Below are 25,065 nucleotides of genomic sequence, written 5' to 3' on the forward strand. Positions count from 1 at the left end.
CCGTTCAGCACGTCCCGCCCGACCTGCTGTCCGTCACCATCCACTGACCGTCCTTCAACGCCAAGGTGTAGCTGCCAAGTTGGCTGGGACGGTCGATCAGCTGCCCGGACCGTTGGGCGCCCGTGGCGAGGTCGTACTGGATCCAGTTCTTGACATCGACGCAGTCCACCAGGGTGGCGACGCCGTCCTGCACCGAGATGCCGCGGACCGCGTGCCCGACGGCGCCCTTGGCCACCGCGCCCTGGCCACGCAGATGCGTCACGTTCTGCCGGACGAGGTTCAGCTGGTTGCTCGCCGCGGTACCGGCCAGTGCCGGGCTGTCGGCGTCACCGGTGGCGTTGGCCTGCAACAGCGCGTCCCAGTAGGCGAGATAGCGCTGCCGGACCTGCTCCTGCTGCGGGGTCCAGGCCGCGTCGCCGTGGGCGTCCGTGTCACTGCCGGGGCCGCCGACCAGGAAGCCGACCCCGCACGCGGCGGCGGCGAGCAGGCCGAGCGGCAGCAGCACCCGCTTTCGTGAGATCGCCATCAGCCCGCCCCGAGCGCCTTCTTGGCCGCGGCCACCCGCTGGGTCACCCGGTCCTTGACCGCCTGCAGGGCGGGCTCGTTCTGCTGGATGAGCTCGTTCTGGTAGCCCGCCTCGACCGCGTACCAGGTGCCCAGTAGCTGGGCCTGGGTCTTGCACGTCATGTCGGCCGCCGCGGTGTCCTTCTCCTGCTGCGAGGCCGGATCCGACCAGGCGGCCGAACTCGCCTGCGTCGGCGTGGAGTAGTGGTATCCCTGCCCGGTCATGCAGCCCGCCCACTTGGCGATCGCGGCCTTCACCCGGCTGTCCGCGGTGGCGTGGTCGTACGCCTTGGACCGCAGTCCGCCCACGACGTCGTCCTTGGCCGGCGCGGCGAGCGCTCCGCCGAGCTGCTGGTCGAACGCGGCCATGCAGCCCCGGTCGGCCGTCGGATCCCCGGGCCCCGGCGTGCCCCCGGCGCCCTCCAGGGCCTTCCGGTACTCGGGGCCGTCGTTGCGCTGCTGCTGGACGGCGCTCTGCCCGGGCGGCGGTGGCGGGCGGTGGTAGCCGGTCTGCCGGGCCGCCGTGGCCGAGAGGATGCCGAGGAAGTCGGGGTCGAGCGGCGAGGGCGGAGGCGCGTCCGGGAGCACGGCGGGCGTGTAGTCGAACCCCTTCGACTTCATGCACGCCCGGGTGGCCGCCTCCCGGGCCTGGAAGATCAGCGCCGAGTCCGCGCTGCTGACGGCGTATCCGTCGAGCGGCAGCGGAACCGCCGCCCCGTCGGTGGGCTCGGCCAGCACGGCGGGGAGGGCGGGCTCGGCCAGCGCGGCGTCGTGACCGCCGCCACCGCCGGAACCCCCACAGCCGGTGACCAGCCCCGCCAGGACGACAGCCGCGCCGAATCGTCGCAGCTCGCGGCCTCGCACCACGAATTCCACCCTCCCGGTCGGACGGTGATCGAATTCAGGCAATCACCGTCGAGGATCCTTGATCCGATTAGAGCAGGGACGGGCAGCCGAGGCTGCCGTATCCGCGATATTTCTGGAGAACTTCCGGCACGCCGGAGGCATCCGAATGCGCGCTGCGCACGGAGCGGGCGAATCCGCTCCGCGCGCAGCGCCCCGGTTCAGCACTTGTAAATGCTGCCGCCCCAGGTCATGTAGTTGTCGGCGCTGTAGTAGCGACCGTAGTACGACCAGTCGGCGAGGTAGTGATCGTGGTCCGCCCAGCCGGCGTCGCCATTGATGCTCTGGCCGATGACGTAGCAGTAGATGTACGCGTGCTGGTCGCTGTAGCCGCGGCCGTACAAGGTGCAGCTGGTCCACGCACAGTTGCGCAGCGCCACGCCGCCGTCGCGGGTGTTGTAGCCGCCCCACTGCCCGGCCTCGGCCACCCCGCTGCCCGCCCCGAGTGCGCCCAGGCTCAGCAGCCCCGCGGCGACCGTGGTCGCGATCTTGCGCATTTACCCTCCCTGGATCAATGCCTTACGAGCAGCCGAACGACTGTTCGCGGCAGCAATTCTGCAGAGTCGGCCGGAGCTGCAACATGAATTTGGACCCGAAATTCCACGGAAGATTGCCAGAAGATTTTCCCCGAAGCGGAGCGGAACGATATGTTCCGAATACCGCGACGTGATGCGCATCACACGATCTTCGCCCCCCTGATACTGCTTAGACTGCACACCTGCCCGAACAAACCTGCCTCGCCGCCGACCACGGGGGGATTCGTTGCCAGAGCAGGTAGAAAGCTTCGGCGCACTGCTGCGCCGCACCCGCGTACTCTGCGGACTCAGCCAGGAGGAACTCGGAAAACGGTCCGGAATCACGGCCCGTTCGATCAGCAACCTGGAGCGGGGCTGCAGCCGACCGAGGGGCAACACCCTGAGGGAACTGATCAAAGCCCTCGACCTCGACGAGGACCGCGCCTCCGGTTTCCGGTACGCGGCGACCACGTCCACCCGCTGCGGCATCGGCCCCCGGAACGGCTGCCACCTCCCGCGCGAGGAGGGAGCACCGTACGAGGAGGCGACGTCGCGCAAGGAGGCGGCGCCGCACGAGGAGGAAGGACTGCTGAGCGACTCCGAGGTGGTCTCGACCCTCCGCCGACTCAGCCTGGCCGATCCCGCCCGGTGGGAGCCGCGGATCACCGCGACCCTGCTGGCCGCGTGCTCAGGACAGCCGAGCGCCGTACGACTGCTCGGCGCCGTCCTGGCCGTGCAGCCCGAACTGCCGCTCGCCGCCCTGGCCGAGCGGCTCTCCCACGACGACCGACGGCACGCCCTGCTGCATCGCCGCCTCCTTCTCGCGAAAGCCCGGACTTCCCCTGAAGGCCTCAGCGCCTGCCGAAAGCCCTGACGCCTCCCGAAGGCCCGGCCGGATTCCGGTCGGGGCCTTCGCCGTTCCGCGGCCCGGTCGCAGCCGCCCCCTGCCGGTACGGACTTCTGCCCGGCCGGGCAAGTATGTCATCATGCGAAGACATCGTCTGATGACATCGCATGATGACAGTCGTTGGACACCCGATCTCCGACAAGGGAGGGCGCGTCCATGGAGACCCCGACGGGCCTGTCGACGCGACGTGTACGGGCCCTGGTGCCCGTACTGGTGTTCCTCAGTGCCGTGGTGGCGGTGATCAGCAGCCTCGGTGCGCCGATGATCCCGACCATCGCGGCCGTCGACCACGTGTCGCTCGCCGAGGCGCAGTGGTCGCTGACCATCACCATGCTGGTCGGGGCGGTCGCCACCCCGGTGCTCGGCCGCCTGGGCGACGGGCCGGCCCGACGTACGGTCACCCTCACCGCCGCCGCCATGGTGGTGCTCGGCAGTGTGCTGGCCGCGCTGCCGCTCGGCTTCGGCTGGCTGATCGCGGGGCGGGCGCTGCAGGGCGTCGGGGTCGGCCTGACCCCGCTGGCCATCGCCACCGCCCGGGACGCCCTGCCCGCCACGGCCTCCCGCTCGGCGGTCGCGCTCCTCTCCATCACCACCGTCGCCGGCGTCGGCCTCGGCTACCCGATCACCGGCCTGATCGCCCAGTCCTTCGGCATCCACGCCGGCTTCTGGTTCGGCGCCGTGATCAGCGCCCTGGCCCTGGTGCTGGCCGTCCTGGTGCTGCCCCCGGCCACGGACCGCGAGCGGCGCCCGCTGGACGCGCTCGGTGCGGTGCTGCTCGGGCTGGCGCTGGTCGGACTTCTGCTGGCGCTCAGCGAGGGCGAGACCTGGGGCTGGGGCAGCGCCCGGCTGTGGACGGTGGCGGGCGTGTCCCTGCTGCTGCTGGCCGGCTGGATCTGGCACGAACTGCGCACCGCCCACCCCCTGGTGGAACTGCGCAGCCTGACCAACCCCGTGGTGCTGACCGCGGACGTGGCCGGTCTGGTCGCGGGCGTCGGGATGTACCTGCTGATGTCGCTGGTGATCCGCTACGTCCAGACCCCGGTCAGCGCCGGCTACGGCCTGGGCGCCTCGGTCGTCGTCGCCGGCCTGGTGCTGCTGCCGTTCTCGGCGGTCAGCCTGCTGTCCAGCAAGGTGGTCCCGGGCCTCGCCCGGCGCACCTCGTCCGCCCTGGTGCTGCCGCTGGGCTGCGCGGTCTCGCTGGCCTCGATGCTGTTCTTCCTGTTCGCCCGCGCCCACCTGTGGGAGCTCCTGGTGGTGATGGGGATCGCCGGACTCGGCGTCGGCTGCACCTTTGCCGTGATGCCGGGGCTGATCGTCAACGCGGTGCCCGCCGAGGAGGTCGGCAGCGCGGTCAGCTTCAACCAACTGCTGCGCACCGTCGGCTACTCCACCGGCAGCGCGCTGTGCGGTGCCGTGCTCCAGGCGCGCACCGCGCCGGGACAGCTGCTGCCCGCGGACAGCGGCTACCGCGACGCCGCGCTGATCGGCTGTGCGGTGTGGGTGGTGATCGGCCTGACTACGATCGTCCTGCCGCGGCTCAGTGCCGCGACCGCCGCCCGCAGGGGTGCGCGCGTGGACGAGGAGCTGATGGTGGAAGAGAGCATCGCCGACGGCGTGGCCGGCGAGGCCGAGGTGCCCGCGCTGCGGGCCGGGGCCGAGCGGTGACCGAGGCGGCCCCCGGGTCCGACGGGACCACCGCCGCGGACAGCGGACGGCCGGAACCCGCGGCCCCCCGGCGCCGGGACGCCGCCCGCAGCCGGGAGCTCCTGATCCGGGCGGCGCTGGAACTCTTCGCCGACCGCGGCTTCGAGCGCACCACCACCCGGGAGATCGGCGACCGGGCCGGCGTGGACCCGGCGCTGATCGCCCGCTACTTCGGCGGCAAGACCCAGCTCTATCTGGCCACCGTCCGCATGGAGTTGGGCGACTCGGCACCCGCCGACCTGCTGGACGAGGACCGCCTGCGCACCCTGGTGGAGCGACTCACCCGCCGCGGCCCCGGCCCCTCCTTCCAGGCCGCGGTACTCCCCGGCGACAACACCGAGGTCCAGCAGGCCGCCCGCACCTACCTCCACGAACGCCTGGTGCAGCCCCTGCACGACCGCTTCGCCGCCGAGGACGTGGACCGCCCCCAGCTGCGCGCCGAACTCGCGGCGGCCGCCTTCGCCGGAATCATCCTGGCCCGCTCCAGCGGCGCCTTCGGCGAACTCGCCAAGGCCGAACCCGGGGAACTGCTCCCCCTCCTCCACGACCTGCTGGCCGCCAGCCGCCCCCCGACCCGGTAGCGGAGGTAGGCCTCACCGGTTCCCCGTGCGCGGAAGGGCCGCCCAGGCCGCGGCGAGGCGGGTGACCAGCTCGGCGGCGAGCGACGGGGTGAAGGAGTACGGCAGCCGCAGGTGGTCGTCGTGGGCGCCGGTGGGGTCCATGGCGCTGCCCGGGATGCCCTCCGCGCCGTGGCGCAGGGCGAGTTGGGCGTAACCGCGGGTGTCGGCGCCCGGCGGCAGGCGGATCCACAGGACCGAGCCGCCGTGCGTGGTCGGCCAGCGCCAGTCCGGTAGGCGGTCGACCAACAGGCCGGCCATGGTGGCCAATTGCTGGCGGCGGAGGTGTTCGCGGGAGTCCGCGAGGGCGGGGATGTCCGGCTACGCCCTGCTCGGTGCCGCGCTGACCGGGTGGCTGCGCGGCACCCCGCGGCTGTCCCGGGCCGTCGGCGGCGTCTACCTGGGGCTGGCGGCACTGGTGTTCGTCCGAGCGGACTGTCCGGCGGCCCGAACCGCATCGACGAGGCGGGCTTCGTCCGGATCGGCGGCATCGACCAGTGGGTCTCCATCCGCGGCGAGGACCGCGGCAACCCGGTGATCCTGGAGATCCTGGGTGGCCCCGGCGCCTCCAACCTGGCGTTCGTCCCCCGCACCCGCAGCTGGGAGAAGCACTTCACGATCGTGCGCTGGGACATGCGCGGCGCCGGCTTCACCTTCGCCGCCACCAGCCCAGAGGGGCAGGGCGAGCTGAGCTACGAGCAGCTGCACCGCGACGCGCTGGAGGTCACCGAGCACCTGCGGGCCCGGCTCGGCGTCGACGAGCTGCTGCTGGTCGCCAACTCCTTCGGCACCGTCCTCGGCCTGCGGCTGGCCCGCAACCACCCGGAGCTGTAGTCGGGTTACGTCGGCACCGACCAGAACGTCATCGACGGCGGCCGGGAGCGCTCGGCATACGACGCGCTCGTGGGCCGGCTGCGCGCAGCGGGCCGGAAGAAGGGGAAGGAACTGGCCGCCGCCCTGGCGATGGGCGCCGACCGGTCCACATGGACCACCAAGGACGTCGGCGAGTACAACAAGCTGGTCCTCACCACCGACCCGCTCTCCTTCGACACCATGAAGACCGTGGTGGTGCGCTCGCTCTGGTTCTCACCCCTGCACACGCTGCGCGGCCTGCGGTCGTACATGAAGGCCATGGAGTTCTCCGAGCGCCTCCAGCTGGAGGCCGCCACCATCGACGAGCGGGCCGAGGGGACGGAGTTCCGGATCCCGTTCTTCGTCTTCCAGGGCGACGGCGACGTCCTCACCCCGCCGGAGCCGGCCAAGCGCTTCTTCGACGAAGTCACCGCGCCGGTCAAGGGGTTCGCCCTGATCCGGAATGCCAGCCACTTCGCGAGCTTCCGCCACCCCGACCAGTTCCTCGACCTGATGCTCACCAAGGTCCGCCCGGCGATCACCGCCCAGCCGGCCGCCCGCTGACCTCGGCGACACCGTCGCCCGGCACCCGGCACCGGTCACCCGGCGACGATGGTTATCTCATGGACGGCGTTCCGGTCGCCGGCGAGCGGCTGGACCCGCCCGGCCGAGTCGGTGGCCCGACAGCGGACGCGGTGCGGGCCCGGGGCGAGGTCGTACCGGAACCGGAAGCGCTGCCAGCTGGGGTCCGGACCGCGCCGGTCCAGCTCGGCGGGCTGCCAGTCGGCGTCGTCCACGGCGACCTCGACGGTCGTCACCTCGGTGGAGCTCCAGGCGTAGCCCGCCAGTTCACAGACTCCGACCGGGACGTGCCGCCCGTCGCGCGGGGTGAGCAGCTTGCTGCTGACGTCCTTCTCGCGGACCGGCCGGGACTCGCTCTCGCCGGGCAGGACGCGGGTGTACAACCGGGTCGTGAAGAGGTGCTCGGGGCGCTCGGCGGCCAGCACGATCCGGGTCAGCCACTTGACCGAGTTGGTACCGAACATCCGGGGCGCCACCGCACGCACCGGGTACCCGTGGTCGGGGCGCAGCGGTTCGCCGTTCATGGTGTGCGCGAGGACGACCTCGGCGCCCGCCTGGTCGAGCGGCAGGTCCTTGAGGTAGCCCACGCCGCTCTCCCCCGCGAAGTCGCCGCGGTCGGCGCCCTCCAGCCAGACGTGCCGGGCCTCCGGACGCGGGCCGGCCAGCTCCAGCACGGCGGCGAGCGGAACGCCGGCCCACTCCAGGTTGGTGACCGCGCGGGTCGGCACCTCGGGGCGCAGCGGGCTGCCGAAGCACTCGTGGACGGCCGTGAAGCGGGTCTGCGGCAGGCCCCGGAGGGTCCGGAAGTCCAGCCGCAGGGGCCGCGCCACCAAGCCCTCGACGGTGAGCGACCAGGTGTCGGGGTCGAGCCGCGGGTGCGGTCCGAGGTGGTTGCGGATGAAGACGTCCTCGACCGGAGTGAGGTAGAGGTCCGGTGTCTCCGGGTCGGTCCTGATCATTCGTCACACCCCCGTGCAGTGATCACTGTTCCGCGATCGACAGTACAAGGAGCGACTGACAGCGGGCCTTTCCGGTCGCCGCCCAGGCCCTGGAGGCCCGACGGCGCTGGAGGCCCCGAAGGCCCGCGCCTCCTGCTGTTCCGCGACCACCTGGGCCACCCGGAGGCGGCCGCCCGCTGCGCCCGCGCCGAGCGGGACGCCACCCGTGGACAGGCCCGCGAGGGTGGCGGCCACCGGCCCGGGTCGGCCGGACCGGATGTCCGATTCCTTCAAGACCGCCCGCCCGCACCCCGCCTAGCGTGACGACCATGAACAGCACACCCGCACCGCAGCTCGCCTTCTTCGGCCTCGCCGTCTCCGACATGGTCGCCTCGGTCGCGTTCTACCGGCGGCTGGGGATCGTCTTACCCGAGGGTTCCGAGCAGGAGCCGCACGTCGAGGCCGAGCTGCCCGGCGGGCTGCTCCTGGTGCTCGACGCCGAGTCCACCATCCGCTCGTTCGACCCCGACTGGCGGCCGCCGACCGGCAACGGCCGGGCCGCGCTGGCGTTCCGCTGACCGCCCGCGCCACCGCCCGTACGAACAGCCAACCTGCCCCGGCTGCGACGTGCAGCCGGGGCAGGTGGGGGGTCAGCCGACCGCCTCGACGGCGGGCTCGGCGGACTCGGCGGGGGTCTCCTGACCGGCCTCCTGCCCAGCCGCCCGACCGCCCTTGCCGCGGTCGCGCATCAGCACCAGGGTCAGCGCCGCGGCCGCCAGGACGGCGAAGCCGCCGGCCGTGAAGGTGGTCGAGGTCGCGGTGTTGAAGGCCTCGCGGGCCGCGCTCGCCAGGGCCCCGTCGCCGGTGGTGGCGGAGAGTGCGAGCGCGTCGGTGATGGCGTGCCGGGCAGGGGCCGGGGTGCCGGTCGGCATCGAGTCGGTGTAGGTGCCGGACAGCACGGTGCCGAGGATGGCCACGCCGAGCGCGGCGCCGGACTGCTGGATGGTGTCGTTGAGCGCGGAGCCGACGCCCGCGTGCTCGCCGGGGATGGAGCCCATCAGGGCGTTGGCGGCGGCCGGCATGCCGAGGCCGGAGCCGATGCCCAGCACCAGCATGGCCAGGGCGACCTTGGTGAAGCCGTCGTCGACCGACAGGGTGGCCAGCAGGGCGAAGCCGCCCGCGATGATCACCATTCCGATCGAGGTCAGCACCCGCGGCTGGAGCTTCTTGCCGAGCGCCGCGCCGATCACGTTGAAGGTGAGCGAGGCGACGGCCAGCGGGATGAAGGCCAGGCCGGTGTCGGTGGGCGAGAACTCCAGGACGAACTGCAGGTACTGGGTGAGCACCAGCATCAGGCCGCCGGTGGCGAAGGTCAGCAGGACCAGCGAGAAGCTGGCGCCGGTGAAGACCCGGTTGCGGAACAGCTTGAGCGGGACCATCGGCGAGTCGGTGCGAACCTGACGGACGCCGAAGCCGGTCAGTGCGGCGACCGCGACCGCGAGCGAGCCGAGGGTGCTGGGGCTGGTGAAGCCGTCCCGGGGCAGCACGATGATCGACCAGACCAGGGCCGTCATGCCGACCATCGAGAGCAGCATCCCGGGGAGGTCGGGCCGGCGCCACGGCCCCTTGGACTCCGGCATCAGCACGACCGCCGCGACGATCGCCACCGCCGCCACCGGCACGTTGATCAGGAACACCGCGCCCCACCAGAAGTGCGCGATCAGCGCGCCGCCCAGCACCGGGCCGCCGACCAGGCCGACCATGGCCACCGCGCTCCAGGCGGCGATCGCCTTGGGCCGCTCCTCGTCGTCGAAGACGGTGATCAGGATGGACAGCGTGCTGGGCATGACCAGCGCGCCGCCGACGCCCATCAGGACGCGTCCGGCGATCAGCTGGCCGGGGCTGGTGGCGACCGCCGCGACCAGTGAGGCCGCACCGAACAGCGCCAGGCCGGTGATCATCACTTTTCGCCGTCCGAAGCGGTCGGAGAGGCTGCCCGAGGTCAGCAGCAGCCCGGCGAAGACCAGGATGTACGAGTCGATGATCCACTGGATGTCCTGCGCCCCGGCCTTGAGGTCCTCCGCGATCGGCGGGATGGACACCGTGAGCACCATGTTGTCGATCACCAGCACCAGGCTGCTGAGACAGAGCACGACCAGGATGAGCCAGCGACGCGGGTGACGATCCACCGCGATCCCCCTTCGGTATCGGCGTGCCGACCGCAGCCGCGCACAAGTCCTCGCATCGGCGACAGCCGCGCGGAAGTCCGCGTGGGCACGCCGTCCGCCGTCCCCAGCCGTACGGCGTGCGCCACATCGAACAACGTACGGCCACCGTACGCTGTTCGCAACGCCGTACAGCGTGCGTCGCGGCTTATGCTGAATCGGGAGAACCCGGACCGAGAAGCGAGGAGGGCCGATGGCGGCCAGGTCAGAGGACACATCGTCGGACGGTCGACCGGACCCGGCCGGCTTCCAGTCGCCGTGGAGCCGCCCGCCGCGACGGCGGGACCAGCCCGCCCTCAGCCGCGAGCAGATCGTCACCGAGGCGCTCGCACTGCTGGACTCCGACGGCATCGAGGCGCTGAGCATGCGCAAGCTCGGCGCCCGCCTCAACGCCGGCGCCACCTCGCTCTACACCCACGTCGCCAACAAGGACGAACTGCTCGCCCTGATCGTCGACCAGGTCTTCGGCGAGCTCCCGATGCCGACGGCCGAGGGTGCCGAGGACCCCGAGGTCTGGCGCGCGGCCGTCGTTGACTGCGCCGGCAGCATGCGGGCGGCCATCATGCGCCACCCGTGGCTGGTGTCGGTGATCGGCGACGTCGGGATGGTCTACCTCGGCCCCAACTGGATGCGGCTCTCCGAGTCCCTCCTGGCCCTGATGGAGACCGCCGGTTTCGAACTCGCCGAGGCCAACGAAGCGATGAGCGCGGTCATGGGCTACACCATCGGGACCGCCTGCGTGGAGGCCGCCTGGCTGAGCGCGCTGACCAAGAGCGGCCAGGACGAGCGGGTGTGGATGGAGCAGCTGCTGCCCGCCGTTCTGGAGGCCACCAAGAGCCATCCTCGACTGCACCGGCTGTACACCACCCAGGTGCAGCAGGAGGTCAACGAGGGCAGCCGGGACAACAGCTTCATTCGTGGCGTCGGGGTGATCCTGGACGGCATCGAGGCGACCCGGGCCGCACAGGACAAGGGCTGAGCCCCATCACCACGGCCCGGGCAGTGCACTGCGAACGCCCGGGCCGTCGATCACCGTCGATCAGTGCCCAACTACCGCTCAGCGCTCAACTCCCGCTCAGCGCCCGCACGTCGGCGTACCCCGGCACCGGCCCGACCGCTCTGCCCGAGGCGACGGCGGCCGCCGTGGCCACCGCCGCCGCCAGCGCCGCGCGGTACAGCAGCGAGCCCAGACTGACCCGGGCCACTCCGAGCTCGGCCAGCTCGGCGAGGCCCGGGCCGGTCGGCGCCAGCAGGATGTTGAGCGGGACGGCGACCCTCTCGACCAGCCGGGCGATCGCCGCCGGTTCGGCCAGACCGGGGACGAACACCCCGTCCGCGCCCGCCCGTTGGTAGTGCTCCAGCCGCCGGACGGCCTCCGGCTCCGGGTCCTCGTGCCCGCACCAGTAGGTGTCGGTGCGGGCGTTCACGAACAGCTCCGGTACGGCCGCCTTCACCGCCGCGACCTTCGCCGCGTGAACGGCGGCCGGCGCCAGCGTGCCGTCCGCCCGGCCGTCCTCCAGGTTGATACCGGCCACCCCGGCCTGCGCCAACTCCACGGCCAGTGCGGCGACTTCGTCCGGATCGTCGGTGAAGCCGGACTCCACGTCGACGCTGAGCAGGAAGCCGTCCCGCCCGAGCCGGCGGGCCAGCCGTACGGTCTCCGACCGGGTGGCGGCGGCGCCGTCGGGCAGTCCGGCGGCGGCCGCCACGCCCAGGCTGGTGGTGCCGATCGCGGGGTAGCCCTCGGCGGCGAGGGCGACGGCCGAGGCGTGGTCCCAGGCGTTCGGGAGCAGCAGCGGGCGGCCGGGGCGGTGGTGCAGTGCGGCGAACGGGGTCATCGGGCCACCTCCGGGGCCAACTTCCCGACCGAGTCGGCGTAGTAGCCGGACCCGCCCAGGTGACAGACGATCTGACGGAAGCTCCAGCCCCGACCCGGCGAGTCGTCCAGGTGCCCCTCCGGCAGCGCGGCGACCCGCTGGGCCCAGATCCGCCCGAGCCGGGTGAGCCGGCTGCGGGCCTCGTCCAGGTCGGCGGCGGTGAACGGCGCGAGGTCGGCCGGGGTGGTGACGTTGGAGGCGTGCCAGTGGTCGGGCTCGGTCGACTGGCCGGCCAAACGGGCCTCCAACTCGGCCAGGTGGTCGAGGAGATGGTCGGCAACCCGGCGAACCGCCTTGTGCGGGGTGTATGTTCGGCCGTCGGCGTTGACGATCGGGCGGCCGTCCCAGGCCGTCCAGGTGGCGGCGAGATCGAGCACGTGATCCACCATCTCCGGTACCAGCGCGACGAGTTCGTCCTTTCCGATGTCCCGCGAGGATGGCCCGGAGGCGTCCGCCGGGTCCGAGGCGCCGTACAGGATGCCCCCGGCGAGGACCAGCGCGTGCGAGCGGCCCGGGCAGAGCCGGGGCTCGGCGCCGAAGGCCAGCGGCTCGCGGCCCGGCTGCTGGGCGGCGGCGACGTCCAGCAGCACCTGCGCCCCGGCGGGTACGGCGACCCCGCCGACCTCGGTCGCCCGGGCGGCGAACCGGCGCATCCCCCGCACTGGAGAGTCCTCCCGCAGTGCGCCGACCAGGCCGTCGGGATGCCGCCGGGCGTGCTCGACCAGGGTGGCCGTGGCATCGCAGGCCTGCACGAGCAGGCCGATCCGGTTCGCCGCCGTCTCCTCGTCGGCGTCCCCCATCGCGGGCAGCAGCCGGGCCACCGCGGCATCGGCCTCCGGGTCGTCCGGCGCCGGTTCGAAGTACGCCCGGGACACCGCCTTCACGTCCCGCGCGACGGCCTCCGGCTCGGCCAGCCCGAGCGCCGCCGCCAGCGCCCGGACCACCCGCAGCCGGACGTCCGTCCCGTAGCCGCCCGCCGCCGCGACCCGCAGCGCGGCCGGGTCCAGCCGTTCCAGATCGGCCAGCACCAGCGCCCGCCGCCGGGCGTGCGGCTCACCCGTGCTGAACCGGGCGACTGCGGCCCGCAGCCAGGCCACCGTGCCGTACCGGCCGGATGTCGCGGGCGGCGGGACCAGCGCCGGGTCGGCCAGGGCCGCGGTCACGTCCTCGTACCGGGAGAAGTGGAGTCGGATCTCCGTGGGGTCACTCATGCGCCCGCCTCGCTTCGCTCGACAGGGGCATTCGCCCACACGCACCTCTCGATGATTCGCTCACTCATGCCGCCATCGTGGCCCCGACTCGTTTCGGCCCCGGCCGAACTGTGCCGGGGCGACCATGGCGGTATGCCCGACCATGGACGCATGCCGCTGGACCACCGGGGCTCCTCGCTCGCCGCCCTCGCCGCCCTGCTCGCCGACCCCACCCGCGCCGAGTTCTGCTCCGCGCTGCTCGACGGCCGCGCCTGGACCGCCGGCGAGCTGGCCCGGTCGGCGGGCGTCGCGCCGTCCACGGCCAGCGAGCACCTGTCCCGGCTGATCGCGGGCGGCCTGCTGGCCGAGGAGCGGCAGGGCCGGCACCGGTACGTCCGGCTGGCCAGCCCGGCCGTCGCCGCTCTGATCGAGGACCTCACCGTCTTCGCCGAGGCTGGCGGCAAGCCCGACCGGGCACCCACCACCCTCCGTGAGGCCACCCGGCAGAGCGCCGAGGCCCGCGCCCGGACCTGCTACGACCACCTGGCCGGCCGCCTCGGCGTGGCCGTCGCCGACGCGCTGCTCGACCGCGGCCTGGTCAGCGACGACGCCGGACTCGCCGTCACCGAGCGCGGCCACGCCTGGCTGGCCGCGCAGGCGATCGAGCTGCCGCCGCGCGCCGGCCGCCCGGGCGCGCGCCCGGTGGTGCGCAGCTGCCTGGACTGGACGGAGCGCCGCAGCCACCTTGGCGGTGCGCTGGGCGCGGCGCTCTGCCGCACCGCCCTGGACCGCGTCTGGGTGGAGCGGATCGGCTCCGGCCGGGCCCTGCGGGTCACCCCGGACGGCTGCCGGGCGCTGCGCGAACTCCTCGGTGTCGAGGTGTCCGTCGAGGTGTCCTGAGCCCGCTCACCGTGTCCCGGGCCCGCTCACCCCATCGACTTCGCCCCGTCCAGCGACTCCCGGGTGATGTCCGCGTGCCCGGCGTGCTGCGCGGTCTCGGCGATCAGGTGCAGCAGCACCCGCCGGGCCGACCAGTTCGCCCCCTCGAGCCAGGGCTCGGGCGGCAGCTGGTGGGCGAGGTGTGGCGACGCGGCCGCGTGCCGGAAGGCGCGCGGCCCCCGACTCGCCAGCGTAGCCACGACGCGGCGCACCCGCGCGAGCCATCCCGCGCGGGTGCGCCTCGGGCGTGTGTCGGGTGCGCCTCGGGCGTCCCGCCTCAGTTCGCCGGGACCGCCCCGTTCAGCGGCGGGCGCAGCGAGCTCGTGCCGAGGCCGGTCGGGCCGAGCGGTACCGCGCCGGTCACCGCGGCGGCACTCGGCTCGGGGGCCTGCGAGGCGGGTACGGGGACCGGCACCGACGGGACGGGGGCGGCCGGGGTCACCGGCGCCTCGGGTGCCTCAGACGCCTCAGGGGCCGCCGCCCGCGCCCGGACGGCGTCCGCGAGGTCCCGCTCGGCGCCGAAGTGCCGCTCCAGGTCCACCGTGCGGTAGCGGCGGCAGTCCTGGTGCCACTTCAGGACGCCCGCGAGCCAGTTCTCCAGCTCCGTGACGTACCCGGCGAGCAGCTTCCGAGCGGCCCGGTTCAGCCCGAAGTCCTCGCACATCACCGGGAGTACCTGTTGCGCGACGTGCTGGAACTGCTCCAGCCGCGAGTGCATCAGGTCGTCGACGATCCGGACCGCCGCCGGGTAGTCGCAGTTGAAGAAGTTCTGCACCACCAGCACGATGTTGTGCAGCTCGCCCTCGTACTCGACCTCCTTCTGGTACGAGAAGACGTCGTTGATCATGCACCCGTAGTCCATGGCGGAGTTCTCCAGCGCGCGCATCGAGCCGTGCCGGTACACCTCCTCCGGCACGGTCTGCCCGTGCGACAGCCGGCTGAGGCCCGTGGTGAGCTCGGAGCCGAAGGTGGTGCGGCGCATCTCCAGGTAGTCGACCGGGTCCGGGATCCGGTTCTGGATCTGGTTGCTGAGCTCCCAGATCCAGCTGGCCGTCATCACCTCGACCGATTCGCGGAACCGGCCCCGGGCCTCGACGGTCATCGTGCCGGTGGTCCGCTCCCAGAGATCGGCGAGGGCGCGCTCCAGCGCGTTGGCCGGCTCGGGCACCGGGCCGCCGTCCAGCGGCATGAACAGCGACAGCCGCGCGTTGGCGGCCTTGGCACCGGCCAGGTCGCGGGTGCGTCCGAAGACCTTCGGATAGTAGTCGTCGGCCCAGGTTCCCCAGGCCAACCACGCCGAGGAGATGTCGAGTTGGTCGACGGTGGCGTCCGGATCGATGCCGGCCGCGCAGAGCGGGAGGTCGTAGTCCCGCATCGACTCGGCGTCCCAGATGCCGGATCCGGGGATGCCGGGGTGATCCGACAGCAGGCCCATCCGCTCGGCCCACTCGATCACCCGCTCCCGGGCGCCGTCCAGGTGCGGGCTCAGCGAGAGACCGAACGGCAGCTTGAACTCAGGCAGTTGGGACGGGCCGACGGCCTGGAACGGCACATGCCCGTGCGAGCGCGCCCGCCGCTCGGCGGGCGCCGCGTGGGGCACCGGGGCCGCCGGGGGCCCGCCCGTCACCGCACCGCTGCGCAGGATGTCCAGCGCCGAGGTGCCGATGCCGCCGATCGCGTACTGGTCCCACCAGTTGCCGGAACCGGGCAGCCCGGGCAGCCCGCCGCCGGAGCCGGGAGCCACCTCGTCGGCCGAACCCGCCGTCGCGCCACCGCCGTTCGTGCCCCTTCCGTTCATGTACCGACTGGACCGCATGTGCCACTCGTGCCCGCCGGACTGCCAGTCCTGCAGGCCCTTGACGTACGCCATCACCCGGGCGCGGCCCTCGGCGTCGAGCCCGGTCTCCGCGAACAGCACCGGCAGTTCGGTGAACACGGTGTTCTCGAACTGCTGGAGCCGCGAGGTGAGCAGGTCGTTGACCGCCTCGGCGGCCTCCTGGGTGGAGCACTCCAGGAAGCGCTCCAGCACCAGGATGCCGTTGCTCAGCTCGCCCTCGTCCTCGACCTCGCGTTGGTACGAGAAGATGTCGTTGCGCAGGTGCACCCCGTCGGAGAAGGCGTCCATCAGCACCCGCAGCGCGCGCGAGCCCGACACCTCCTGCGGTACCTCGGCGCCGGCCGCGTACTCGACCAGCTGGGCGGACCACGGCGCCCCGCCGACCTTGCGCCGCATCTCGATGTACTCGACCGGGTTGGCCACCCGGCCGGCGTTGATGTTGGAGAGCTCCCACAGCGATTCGTTGAGCAGGTTGCGGGTGCTCTCGGCGAACCGGACCCGCCAGTCCTCGCCCATCGCCGGCACGGTGCGCCGCCACAGGTCGGCCAGCCCCGCCTCGACCGGGTTCTCCGGCTCGGGCACCGGAGTGGTCGGGTCGGCCGGCATGAACAGCGGCAGCCGGTCGAGGTGCGCCTTGCCGGCCTCGCGATCGTTGGTGCGCTTGTACATGTCGAGGAAGTGGTCGTCGAAGAAGAAGACCCAGACGTACCAGTCGGTGACCAGCGACAGCGCCTCGGCGGAGGCGTCGGGGTGGGTGTACGCGCAGAGCAGGCCGTAGTCGTGGGCTGCCAGGTCGGCCTGGTCCCAGATGCCCGATCCCTCCAGCATGCCCATCTCCCGGGCCCAGTCGGTGGAGTGGGCCCGCGCCTCGTCCAGATGGGGGTTTAGGCGTGCCGGGTGCGGCACGTAGAAGGACGGCAGTTCGAACGGCTGGGTCACGGCGGGGCGAGCCTTTCTGGACGCGTCGATTGGACCAAGAATGACCCGCCGTCGGGTCACCGCACCGGCACAACAGGAACAGTCATATGAGATGACCCACCTGCTCGAATCCCCTCTCGAACCCCCGCCCGAAATTCAGGCCCGAACTCCCGCCCGATCGATCGGTCGGCCCCGGATCGCCCGCACGAGGCTCGGATCACCACCCCACCAGCGATTTCGCCCCCCACACTCACCCCACCGCAACCACCCGATCAGCCGAGCGCACACCCCCTCCGACGCACGCCCCACCCCAACCCGCACCACCGCGATCGCCCCCAACTCCCCACGGAAGCACCACGGCAGGGACGGACCACCGAAGTGGTCCGCCCCTGCCGCAGTCGACCCCGGTCAGGCCGCGAACCCCAGGACGAGGGAGGCGACGGCCGGCGCCATGTAGATCAGCGGGAAGGGGATGTGGGCGTAGGCGCGGGCGCGGGCGACGGTGATGACGGCGCCGAGGAAGTAGAGGATGATGCCGACGGCGGCGGCGTAGCCGAGGGCCGGAACGGCGAGGCCGACCAGGAGGCCGAGGGCGCCAGCGGCCTTGGCGATGCCGAGCCAGGTCCACCAGGCGCGCGGGACGCCGTACTCGGCCAGGGGGCCCACGACGTACTCGGCCTTGGCGAAGACGGAGTAGGCCGAGAAGCCGACCATGAGGGCGCCGAGGACGGTGACGATGGTGTAGGCGACGGACATTGTGTGCTCCCCATTTCAGTGGCTGGTCGGTCGGACACAGCACTGACCCGGCACGCGTCGCGGGTGTGACAGGCGCGGACAAAAATTTTTCCGCGCTCCCTACGAAGGGCCCCAGCAACCATTCCGCCAACGAACTATGCAAGCCTGGCAAGGCCGGGACTCCAAGACTTCCCCAGATGCGGGCGTGTTGACGGCGTCCGCCCACGCCGCGTCCATAAGACTGGGCGCCGACCCGACGTCAACTCCGAGGAGGGCAAACCCCATGAACGTCACCGTCCGGCTCGCCCAGCAGCCCGAGGCCGACGAACTGCTCGGACGGAGTGCGCTCGCCGCGCTCGTCGGCATGCTGCTGGACCAACAGGTGCCTATGGAATGGGCGTTCACCGGCCCGCTGACCATCGCCCAGCGCCTCGGCCGGGACGACCTCGACGCCCACGAGATCGCCACCTACAACCCGGAGGAGTTCGTCGCCCTCCTCTCCGCGAAGCCGGCCGTCCACCGCTACCCGGCCGCGATGGCCAAACGGGTGCAGCAGCTGTGCCAGTTCCTCGTCGCGCAGTACGACGGCAATGCCGCCGCGCTGTGGAAGGACGCCCGCACCGGCAAGGAGCTGCTCAGCCGCCTCAACGCCCTCCCCGGCTTCGGCAAGCAGAAGTCGCAGATCTTCCTGGCCCTGCTCGGCAAGCAGTACGGCGTGCGGCCCGAGGGCTGGCGCGAGGCGGCCGGTGCGTACGGCGAGGAGGGCGCGTACCGCTCGGTCGCCGACATCACCGGCCCCGAATCCCTCACCCTGGTAAGGGAGTTCAAGCAGGAGCTGAAGCGCGCCGCGAAGGAGGCGAAGGCCGCCGCCAAGCCCCGCACCACGTCCCGGACGACCGCCGCGGCCGCGACCGGCACCTGCTGAGCCGGCCGCAGGACGACGACGCCGAAAACCGCTTGCCCGGCCCCGCCCCACCGGGCGACGCTTCCGGCATGACCGCATCCACCTCCCCACGCCACGGCGTGTCCGCGCTCTTCACCCCCGATGGGCGCCTGACCGCCGTCCCCCGCAAGGCGGTCCGCCGGGAGCAGCTGCTGGCCCATCTCGCCGGGACCCTGTTCGAGCCGGGCCGCAACTACACCGAGGCCGAGGTCAACGACGCCCTGCACACCGTGCACGACAACGCCCCCGCCCTGCGCCGCGACCTGGTCGAGGCAGGCCACCTGGCCCGCCCCAGGGACGGCAGCAGCTACCAGCGGGTCCCGGCACCCGGACACCCGTAGCGGGCGGCCCGGCCCGCGGTGCACCGAGGGCCCCGGCCGCAGGAGCGCGACCGAGGCCCTCGCCGGGAACCACGTCAGGAACCAGGTCAGACCAGTGCGGTCTCCCGCTCCTGCGCCGCGTCCTCGGCCGCGGCGACGACCCCCGCCGCCCGCTTGCGCGGCAGCGCGAACATCAGCAGGAACACCACCAGCAGCACCCCGGCGACCCACCACAGCGCGTTGGTGAACGCCCCGCCGAAGGCCGCCCCGACCGCGTCCGGCGCGACCACGTCGTCCATCGCCCCGAAGAAGGCCACCGACACCAGCCCGAGCCCGAGCGCGTTGCCCACCTGCTGCACGGTGTTGATCAGACCCGAGGCCGACCCGGCGTGCCGGCGCGGCACCTCGGACAGCACCGCGTCGGTGATCGGAGCGACGATCAGCCCCATCCCGAGGCCCATCACCACCAGCGGCAACGCCATCTGCCAGGGCGCGATCGACGTCCCGTACCGGTCCGCCTCCCAGATGTAGGTGAGCACGCCCGCCGCCATCACCAGCGCGCCCGCCTGGAGCACCTTCCGCCCGAACCGCGGCACCAGCTTCTGCACCGACAGCCCGGCCGCCGTGGAGACCGCGAGCGAGAACGGGATGCCGGTCGCCCCGGCCTTGAGCGGGCTCCAGCCCAGTCCGACCTGCATGTAGAGCGTCCAGACCAGGAAGAAGATGCCGAGCGCCACGCCGAAGGCCAGCTGCACGCAGATCCCGGCCGCGAAGCTCTTCACCCGGAACAGCGACAGCTCCACCAGCGGCGAACCGTCCCGCCGGGTCTTGGCCTTCTCGTACACCACGAACAGCACGAACACCGGCAGGCTCCCGGCCATCGACGCATAGCCCCAGAGCGGCCAGCCAGCCTCCCGGCCGTGGGTCAGCGGGTAGATCAGCATCAGCAGGCCGAGGCTGGCCAGCGCCACGCCGACCAGGTCCAGCTTCAGCGCGTGCTCGGCCTTGGACTCGTCGATGAAGCGGCGGCCGAGCAGCAGTCCGGCGATGCCGACCGGCAGGTTGATCAGGAAGATCGGCCGCCAGGCCAGGCCCAGCAGGTCCCACTCGGTGAGCAGCGCGCCGATCATCGGACCGGAGACCGCGCCCAGCCCGACCACCGCGCCGAACATACCGAACACCTTGCCGCGCTCCTCCGCCGGGAAGGTCGCGTGGATGATCGACAGCACCTGCGGCACCATCAACGCCGCCGTACCGCCCTGCAGCAGCCGCATCCCGACCAGCATCTCGGGGCCGGAGGCCAGCCCGCACAGCGCGGAGGCCAGGGTGAAGCCGCCGATCCCGATCAGGAACAGCCGCTTACGGCCGTGGATGTCACCCAGTCGGCCGCCGGTGATCAGGCCGATCGCGAAGGCCAGCGCATAGCCGCCGGTAACCCACTGGATGGCGCCGAACGAGGCGCCGGTGTCCTGCTGGATGCTCGGAATGGCGATGTTGACGATGGTCACGTCCACCAGGTCCATGAAGGAGGCGACCATCACGATCGCCAGCGCGATCCACCTCCGCCGGTCGGTTCCCGCCGTGGTCATTGCGTACTCCTCGCTCGTCTGCTGCACGTCCACGACGGTAACGGCCATGTAGGTCAGAACCTGTCCCAGTTCATCCGGCATGCTGGACGGCATGAGCGAGCGAACTGATCGAATCAATCAAGGGTGCGCGCGGGCGAATGCCCCTGCCGAGCGAAGCGAGGCGGGCGCATGAGCGAGCGCAGCGAGCGAATCAATCAAGGGTGCGCGCGGGCGAATGCCCCTGTCGAGCGAAGCGAGGCGGGCGCATGAGCGACACGCCGGCCCGACTGCTGAACCTGCTGTCCCTGCTGCAGACCCCCCGCGAGTGGCCCGGCAGCGAACTCGCCGAACGGCTCGGCGTCAGCCCCCGCACCATCCGGCGCGACATCGACCGGCTGCGCGACCTCGGCTACCCGGTGCAGGCCACCATGGGCGCGGACGGCGGCTACCGGCTGGTGGCAGGCACCGCGATGCCACCGCTGCTGCTGGACGACGAGGAGGCGGTGGCCATCGCGGTCGGGCTCCGCGCGGCCGCCGGACACGCGGTGGTCGGCATCGAGGAGGCCTCGGTACGGGCCCTCGGCAAGCTGCTCCAGGTGTTGCCCGGCCGACTGCGGCACCGGGTCGGCACCCTCAACACCGCCACCGTGCCGCTGCTCGCCGGGGACGGCCCGACCGTCGACCCGGAGGACCTCACCGTGCTCGCCCGCGCCGTCACCGCCCGGGAGCGGCTGCGCTTCGCCTACCGGGCCCGCGACGGCGCCGAGACCCGACGCAACGTCGAACCCGAGCGCCTCGTCTCGACCGGTCGCCGCTGGTACCTGATCGGCTACGACCTGGACCGCGAGGACTGGCGGCTCTTCCGGATCGACCGGCTGAGCGAACCCTTCGCCACCGGCGTCCGATTCACCCCGCGCCCGCTCCCCGCCGAGGACGCCGCCGTGTTCGTGGCGAGCAGGCTGCGCGGCCAGTCGCCGACGCACACCATGGTGGCCACCGTCCACCGGTCCGCCACCGAGGTCGACGGCTGGATGCCCTGGACCGGGGACTACGAGATCGAACCGATCGACGACCACAGCTGCCGCCTGCGCTCCCGGGCGGACTCCCTGAGGTGGCTGGCGGCGGGGCTGCTGATGCTGGACTGCGCCTTCGAGGTGCACGAGCCGCCGGAGCTGCGCGAGCACCTGCGCATCCTCGCGGAACGTGCCAACCTGGCGGTGGGAAAAGGGAGCTAGACCGCGACCCGGTACCACCCGTTCCCACAGCGGAACCAGAGCACACCGTCCCGCCCGTACGCATGGTGTCGGTCCAACTCCCCTGGCAGGTCCAGCCGATCCCGGCTGACCTCCCGCCACTGCTTGCCCTCCAGTGCGCACCGGACCAGCTCGCCGTCGGGCTGCAGGAAGACGGCCCGGTCCTCGACGACCGCGATGCCGACCGGCTGCCGGGCCGGGAGCCGCATGCCGGTGGACGACGCACCGCCCGGATCGACGGCGGTGAGGAAGGTGCGATCCCCGTACCAGGCCAGCCACACCCGCCGCCCCTCGGTGGCGGCGGCCAGGCCCTCCAGCGGATCACCGGGCAGCTGCTCGGAGTCCGGCTCCCAGACGGTCCGCCCGGCGTCGTCCAGCCCCAACAGGCCGTGCCGGGCGAGCGGGTTGTCGCCGTAGCAGCCCTCATCGCCGAAGGCCAGCCAGATCCGGCCGTCCCGGTCGGTCACCAGTGCCTGGATGTCGTCGCCGAGCTGAAGCTTCCGGATCAGCCGACCGTCCGGCGCGAACACCAGGCCGTTGCGCTCCCAGCCGTCCGACGACTCCTCCGCCCGGCCGTCCACCACCAGCGGCCGACCGCCCGGCAGCAGGCCGAGGTACATCGGGCGGTGGAGGGAGACCTGCGGCAGATCGAGCCGCTGCTCGCCGCCCCGCGCAACGGTCACCAGACTGGCGTCGTAGGGCGGCTGCGGTTCCAGGCCGACCGTCAGCAGAACCAGCAGCTCCCCGCCCGGCCCGACCGTCCAGGCCGGGGCCCGGCGGCCCGCCCGCCGATCCTCCTCGGGCAGTCGCCAGACCTCGACCGGACGTTCGGGCGCCAAGGTGCTCAGACCCCGTACTCGCCCGTCAGCAGCGCCCGCCCCAGCGTGTGGAAGGTCAGGTTGAAGCCCACCTGGGCCGGCGGGGTGTCGGCGGTGACGTCGAGCTTCTCCACGTCCAGCGCGTGTACCGCGAACACGTACCGGTGCGGGGCGCCGGGCGGCGGGGCGGCGCCGTCGTACTTGTTGCCCGGGAAGTCGTTGCGCCCGTGGAAGGAGGCGGCACCCGGCAGGCTCTCGTCCGACGAACCGGCGCCGCGCGGCAGTTCAGTGGTGTCGGCGGGCAGGTTGAGGGCGAGCCAGTGCCACCAGCCGGAGCCGGTCGGGGCGTCGGGGTCGTAGCAGGTGACCGCGATGCTCTTGGTGGCCTCGGGCAGGCCCGACCAGGCCAGCTGCGGCGAGAGGTTGCCGCCGGCGTAGATGAACTCCTTGCCCAGCGTGGCGCCTTCGGTGATGTCCTGGCTGCTCAGCGGGAAGGACGGCACCTGCGGCAGGAACTCGTAAGGCAGCGGCGGACGAACACTCATGGGGTGGTCACCTCTCAACGGGCCCGTGACGGCCACGGACTGACCGTCTCGAATCACTGTAATGGGGTGCACGTCCGATTCCGCCGCCCCTAAAGTCGAGGTCATGGCCTCGGAACACCGCAGCAGCACGGCTAGCACGCTCGACCCCGTCCAGATGATCGCGGACGCCCGGCGGGCGCTCTTCACCATGGTCGGGGTGCTGGCAGCGATCTGGCTGATCCAGTTGGTGAACTGGATGGACGACTACGAACTCGGCAAGCGCTTCGGGATCATCCCGCAGGACCTGGGCCGACTGCCGAACATCGTCACCGCGCCGTTCCTGCACTGGAACTGGGCCCACCTGGAGGCCAACTCCGGCCCGCTGTTCGTCTTCGGCTTCCTGGCGGCCTACCGCGGGGTCAAGAAGTTCCTCGGCCTGACCCTGCTGGTCGCCCTGACCAGCGAGTTGACCTCCTGGGTCTTCGACAGCCCGAACCGGATCGGCGCCGGCGCCAGCGGCGTGGTGTTCGGCTACTTCGGCTACGTGGTGCTGCGCGGGATCTTCGACCGCAACCCGATCGACACCCTGATCGGCGTGGTGCTCGGCGCCTCCTACGCCTACATGGTCACCAGCGCCCTGCCCGGCGTCGCCCCGGGCATCAGCTGGTCGGCCCACCTGGGCGGCCTGGTCGGCGGCCTCGCCGGCGCCTGGATCTTCCGCAACCGCGCCCCGCGCCCGGTCGCCGACCCCAGGTCCAACGCCAAGGCCAAGGCCAGGTCCAACGCCAAGCCCGCCACCGACCCGAGCAGCCCCAACGCCGCCCTGCTCAAGGAGCTCGACGACCTCGGCCTGTAGGCCCACCAGGGGAGCCCGGCGAGCTAGGTATAGACCATTCCCAGCTCCCGCGGCTAGCGTGAACAGCGCATCCGCCCCCCAGCTCCGGAGCCGCACCGTGGAGTCGTCCGTCCTCGCCTTCGCCACCGACCTGCTCGACGAGGGCACCGACATCTTCTTCGGCAACCTCACCGACCGCGCCGGGGTCGGCGGCGTCACCCTGGCCTCGGTCTACCACGAGGCGCGCGACGTCTTCCCGCACAACCCTCGCCGGGTGATCCGCTACCTGGAGCCGGGCGCGGCCTACTTCCGCCCCGACCCGGCCCGCTGGCGGGGCCGCCGCCTGGCGCCCGTCCCGTCCACCGCGATCGGCGACCGCGACCCCTTCGCCGAGGCCGCCGCCGAGGCCGGTCGGCGCGACCTGAAGCTGCACGCCTGGACGGTGTTCTGCCACAACGACCGGCTCGGCTTCGCCCATCCCGACTGCGCCCCGGCCAACGCCTTCGGCGACCGCCACCTCACCGAGCTCTGCCCGGCCGCCCCGGAGGTCCGCGAGTACGCACTGACCCTGGTCGCCGAACTGGCCCGGTACGGCGTGGACGCGATCCGCGCCGAGTCCCTGCACTTCCACGGCCTGCGCCACGGCTACCACCACGAGCGCTACTTCGAGGAGTTGGGCCCGACCGCCGAGGCCCTGCTCGGCGTCTGCTTCTGCCCGCACTGCCGCGCCGCCGCCACCCGCTCCGGTGTCCCGGCCGAGCAGGTCGCCGGGGCGGTACGGACCGAGCTGCGCCGCCGGCTGGCCGACCAGGAGGCCGCCGCCGAGCCCGCCGACCTGAGCGCCCTCGCCGACGGCGCCTTCGCCGCCTACGTGGACGCCTCCGCCACCACCGTCACCGCCCTCGCCGCCGACCTCACCGAGCAGGCCCGCCGGCACGGCATGCGGCTGAGCTTCATGGACGGCGGCGGCCCCGGCAAGGGCTGGCTGTCCGGCATCGACCTGCCCGCCCTCGCCGAGGCCACCGACCAGATCGAGACCCTCGGCTACGCCAGGACCCCGGAGGCCGTCCGGGAGAAGCTCGCCGCCTTCGCCCTGCACGGCGTCCGCCCGCAGCGGATGGCGGTGATCCTGCGCCCGATGGCCTCGGACTGCGACGGCCCGGAGAACCTCGCCGCCAAGATCGCCACCCTGCGCGAACTCGGCGTCCCCGAGGTCGAGTTCTACAACTACGGCCTGATGCGGCTGTCCTCGCTCGACCGGATCGGCGCCGCGCTCTCCGGCTGACGGCCCTCCGGATGGGGGCTCACCGCCGCCGCCTGGACGTCCCTCGGCCGGGCAGCCCTGCGGCGTCCGCTGCTGCCCGACCTCGGCGGCACGCGAGCCGGTGCGCTCGCCCGACGGGGCGAGGGTGGAGGACATCGGTGCACCCTCCTGGGCGGATCGGGACGCGGGACCGGAACGCTTCGGATTCAGGACCGGAACCCGATCGAAACCGGACCG

The 25,065-nt window shown here is 72.5% G+C and carries 25 protein-coding genes and 2 pseudogenes; 13 read left to right on the forward strand and 14 right to left on the reverse strand.

All coding sequences use genetic code 11. The features are described 5' to 3' along the window. Positions 1 to 4: 4 nt before the first annotated feature. From ACWC9T_RS00515 to ACWC9T_RS00525, 3 genes are all read right to left on the reverse strand, one after another. On the reverse strand, positions 5 to 526 hold the full coding sequence (locus ACWC9T_RS00515) for a hypothetical protein (protein WP_449818873.1): 522 nt from the start codon (positions 524 to 526) through the stop codon (positions 5 to 7). Then, the gene (locus ACWC9T_RS00520; RefSeq protein ID WP_449818874.1) at positions 526 to 1,431 is read right to left on the reverse strand and encodes a hypothetical protein; all 906 of its coding nucleotides are present in this window, start codon (positions 1,429 to 1,431) and stop codon (positions 526 to 528) included. The genes ACWC9T_RS00515 and ACWC9T_RS00520 overlap by 1 nt, the downstream gene beginning before the upstream one ends. A 197-nt stretch (positions 1,432 to 1,628) precedes the next feature. Further along, positions 1,629 to 1,964 carry a hypothetical protein gene (locus tag ACWC9T_RS00525; protein WP_449818875.1) on the reverse strand — a complete coding sequence of 112 codons (336 nt, stop codon included), beginning with the start codon at positions 1,962 to 1,964 and terminating at the stop codon, positions 1,629 to 1,631. A 265-nt stretch (positions 1,965 to 2,229) separates the two neighbouring features. On the opposite strand from ACWC9T_RS00525, the gene ACWC9T_RS00530 reads away from it, so the two are divergent. The 3 genes from ACWC9T_RS00530 to ACWC9T_RS00540 all read left to right on the forward strand — a co-directional run bounded on the left by ACWC9T_RS00530 (position 2,230) and on the right by ACWC9T_RS00540 (position 5,174). Beyond that, complete coding sequence (locus tag ACWC9T_RS00530; RefSeq protein WP_449818876.1) at positions 2,230 to 2,856, forward strand: helix-turn-helix domain-containing protein; 627 nt, start codon at positions 2,230 to 2,232, stop codon at positions 2,854 to 2,856. Between the two features lie 189 nt (positions 2,857 to 3,045). Continuing rightward, positions 3,046 to 4,554, forward strand: a complete 1,509-nt coding sequence (locus ACWC9T_RS00535; protein ID WP_449818877.1) for an MFS transporter — start codon at positions 3,046 to 3,048, stop codon at positions 4,552 to 4,554. Continuing rightward, positions 4,551 to 5,174, forward strand: coding sequence for a helix-turn-helix domain-containing protein (locus ACWC9T_RS00540; protein ID WP_449818878.1), 624 nt, complete (start codon positions 4,551 to 4,553; stop codon positions 5,172 to 5,174). The genes ACWC9T_RS00535 and ACWC9T_RS00540 overlap by 4 nt, the downstream gene beginning before the upstream one ends. Positions 5,175 to 5,186: 12 nt before the next feature. Here the strand turns inward: ACWC9T_RS00540 and ACWC9T_RS00545 are convergent, their stop codons facing one another. Next, positions 5,187 to 5,471: a hypothetical protein gene (locus ACWC9T_RS00545; protein ID WP_449818879.1), complete on the reverse strand. Its 285-nt coding sequence runs from the start codon at positions 5,469 to 5,471 to the stop codon at positions 5,187 to 5,189. 90 nt (positions 5,472 to 5,561) lie between these two features. Between ACWC9T_RS00545 and ACWC9T_RS00550 the strand changes: the two genes are divergently transcribed. Next, complete coding sequence (locus ACWC9T_RS00550; protein ID WP_449818880.1) at positions 5,562 to 6,044, forward strand: alpha/beta fold hydrolase; 483 nt, start codon at positions 5,562 to 5,564, stop codon at positions 6,042 to 6,044. Between the two features lie 69 nt (positions 6,045 to 6,113). Next, positions 6,114 to 6,626 carry a hypothetical protein gene (locus ACWC9T_RS00555; RefSeq protein ID WP_449818881.1) on the forward strand — a complete coding sequence of 171 codons (513 nt, stop codon included), beginning with the start codon at positions 6,114 to 6,116 and terminating at the stop codon, positions 6,624 to 6,626. Positions 6,627 to 6,661: 35 nt separating this feature from the next. On the opposite strand, the gene ACWC9T_RS00560 is transcribed toward ACWC9T_RS00555, so the two are convergent. Next, positions 6,662 to 7,603 (reverse strand): molybdopterin-dependent oxidoreductase, encoded by a 942-nt coding sequence (locus ACWC9T_RS00560; RefSeq protein WP_449818882.1) that lies wholly within the window; start codon positions 7,601 to 7,603, stop codon positions 6,662 to 6,664. 308 nt (positions 7,604 to 7,911) lie between these two features. Between ACWC9T_RS00560 and ACWC9T_RS00565 the strand changes: the two are divergent. Next, a pseudogene (locus ACWC9T_RS00565) lies at positions 7,912 to 8,157 on the forward strand (VOC family protein); the annotation flags it as partial. A gap of 75 nt (positions 8,158 to 8,232) precedes the next feature. On the opposite strand, the gene ACWC9T_RS00570 reads toward ACWC9T_RS00565, so the two are convergent. Beyond that, positions 8,233 to 9,771 (reverse strand): MFS transporter, encoded by a 1,539-nt coding sequence (locus ACWC9T_RS00570; RefSeq protein ID WP_449818883.1) that lies wholly within the window; start codon positions 9,769 to 9,771, stop codon positions 8,233 to 8,235. A 229-nt stretch (positions 9,772 to 10,000) separates the two neighbouring features. Between ACWC9T_RS00570 and ACWC9T_RS00575 the strand changes: the two genes are divergently transcribed. After that, positions 10,001 to 10,786, forward strand: coding sequence for a TetR/AcrR family transcriptional regulator C-terminal domain-containing protein (locus tag ACWC9T_RS00575; protein WP_449818884.1), 786 nt, complete (start codon positions 10,001 to 10,003; stop codon positions 10,784 to 10,786). 85 nt (positions 10,787 to 10,871) lie between these two features. On the opposite strand, the gene ACWC9T_RS00580 is transcribed toward ACWC9T_RS00575, so the two are convergent. Both ACWC9T_RS00580 and ACWC9T_RS00585 read right to left on the reverse strand, forming a co-directional pair. Further along, the gene (locus tag ACWC9T_RS00580; RefSeq protein ID WP_449818885.1) at positions 10,872 to 11,645 is read right to left on the reverse strand and encodes an isocitrate lyase/PEP mutase family protein; all 774 of its coding nucleotides are present in this window, start codon (positions 11,643 to 11,645) and stop codon (positions 10,872 to 10,874) included. Continuing rightward, positions 11,642 to 12,895, reverse strand: a complete 1,254-nt coding sequence (locus tag ACWC9T_RS00585; RefSeq protein ID WP_449818886.1) for a hypothetical protein — start codon at positions 12,893 to 12,895, stop codon at positions 11,642 to 11,644. The genes ACWC9T_RS00580 and ACWC9T_RS00585 overlap by 4 nt, the downstream gene beginning before the upstream one ends. 132 nt (positions 12,896 to 13,027) lie before the next feature. Between ACWC9T_RS00585 and ACWC9T_RS00590 the strand changes: the two genes are divergently transcribed. Continuing rightward, positions 13,028 to 13,774, forward strand: a complete 747-nt coding sequence (locus ACWC9T_RS00590; protein ID WP_449818887.1) for an ArsR/SmtB family transcription factor — start codon at positions 13,028 to 13,030, stop codon at positions 13,772 to 13,774. Between the two features lie 26 nt (positions 13,775 to 13,800). Here the strand turns inward: ACWC9T_RS00590 and ACWC9T_RS00595 are convergent. The 3 genes and pseudogenes from ACWC9T_RS00595 to ACWC9T_RS00605 form a co-directional block, all read right to left on the reverse strand. Further along, positions 13,801 to 14,061, reverse strand: a pseudogene (locus ACWC9T_RS00595) (mycothiol transferase); the annotation flags it as partial. 29 nt (positions 14,062 to 14,090) lie between these two features. Continuing rightward, positions 14,091 to 16,589: a terpene synthase family protein gene (locus ACWC9T_RS00600; protein ID WP_449818888.1), complete on the reverse strand. Its 2,499-nt coding sequence runs from the start codon at positions 16,587 to 16,589 to the stop codon at positions 14,091 to 14,093. 387 nt (positions 16,590 to 16,976) lie between these two features. Then, positions 16,977 to 17,324, reverse strand: a complete 348-nt coding sequence (locus ACWC9T_RS00605; RefSeq protein WP_449818889.1) for a DoxX family protein — start codon at positions 17,322 to 17,324, stop codon at positions 16,977 to 16,979. Positions 17,325 to 17,586: 262 nt separating this feature from the next. Between ACWC9T_RS00605 and ACWC9T_RS00610 the strand changes: the two genes are divergently transcribed. Then, a complete protein-coding gene (locus ACWC9T_RS00610) occupies positions 17,587 to 18,228 on the forward strand; it encodes an HhH-GPD-type base excision DNA repair protein (protein WP_449818890.1) in 642 nt (213 codons plus the stop codon). 68 nt (positions 18,229 to 18,296) lie between these two features. Beyond that, positions 18,297 to 18,587, forward strand: a complete 291-nt coding sequence (locus ACWC9T_RS00615; protein ID WP_449818891.1) for a DUF2087 domain-containing protein — start codon at positions 18,297 to 18,299, stop codon at positions 18,585 to 18,587. An 86-nt stretch (positions 18,588 to 18,673) separates the two neighbouring features. Here ACWC9T_RS00615 and ACWC9T_RS00620 read toward each other — a convergent pair whose 3' ends face one another. Beyond that, on the reverse strand, positions 18,674 to 20,155 hold the full coding sequence (locus tag ACWC9T_RS00620) for an MFS transporter (protein WP_449819022.1): 1,482 nt from the start codon (positions 20,153 to 20,155) through the stop codon (positions 18,674 to 18,676). Positions 20,156 to 20,400: 245 nt separating this feature from the next. Between ACWC9T_RS00620 and ACWC9T_RS00625 the strand changes: the two genes are divergently transcribed. Beyond that, positions 20,401 to 21,369, forward strand: a complete 969-nt coding sequence (locus ACWC9T_RS00625) for a helix-turn-helix transcriptional regulator (protein ID WP_449818892.1) — start codon at positions 20,401 to 20,403, stop codon at positions 21,367 to 21,369. Here ACWC9T_RS00625 and ACWC9T_RS00630 read toward each other — a convergent pair. Beyond that, positions 21,366 to 22,226 (reverse strand): hypothetical protein, encoded by an 861-nt coding sequence (locus ACWC9T_RS00630; protein WP_449818893.1) that lies wholly within the window; start codon positions 22,224 to 22,226, stop codon positions 21,366 to 21,368. The two genes, ACWC9T_RS00625 and ACWC9T_RS00630, sit on opposite strands and share 4 nt — an antisense overlap. Before the next feature lie 5 nt (positions 22,227 to 22,231). Further along, positions 22,232 to 22,750, reverse strand: a complete 519-nt coding sequence (locus tag ACWC9T_RS00635) for a YbhB/YbcL family Raf kinase inhibitor-like protein (protein ID WP_449818894.1) — start codon at positions 22,748 to 22,750, stop codon at positions 22,232 to 22,234. Positions 22,751 to 22,853: 103 nt separating this feature from the next. On the opposite strand from ACWC9T_RS00635, the gene ACWC9T_RS00640 reads away from it, so the two are divergent. Together ACWC9T_RS00640 and ACWC9T_RS00645 are read left to right on the forward strand one after the other, a co-directional pair. After that, positions 22,854 to 23,585, forward strand: a complete 732-nt coding sequence (locus ACWC9T_RS00640; protein ID WP_449818895.1) for a rhomboid family intramembrane serine protease — start codon at positions 22,854 to 22,856, stop codon at positions 23,583 to 23,585. A gap of 97 nt (positions 23,586 to 23,682) precedes the next feature. After that, positions 23,683 to 24,849, forward strand: coding sequence for a hypothetical protein (locus ACWC9T_RS00645; protein ID WP_449818896.1), 1,167 nt, complete (start codon positions 23,683 to 23,685; stop codon positions 24,847 to 24,849). Positions 24,850 to 25,065: the final 216 nt, after the last annotated feature.

It is taken from the genome of Kitasatospora sp. NPDC001159 (assembly GCF_053598235.1).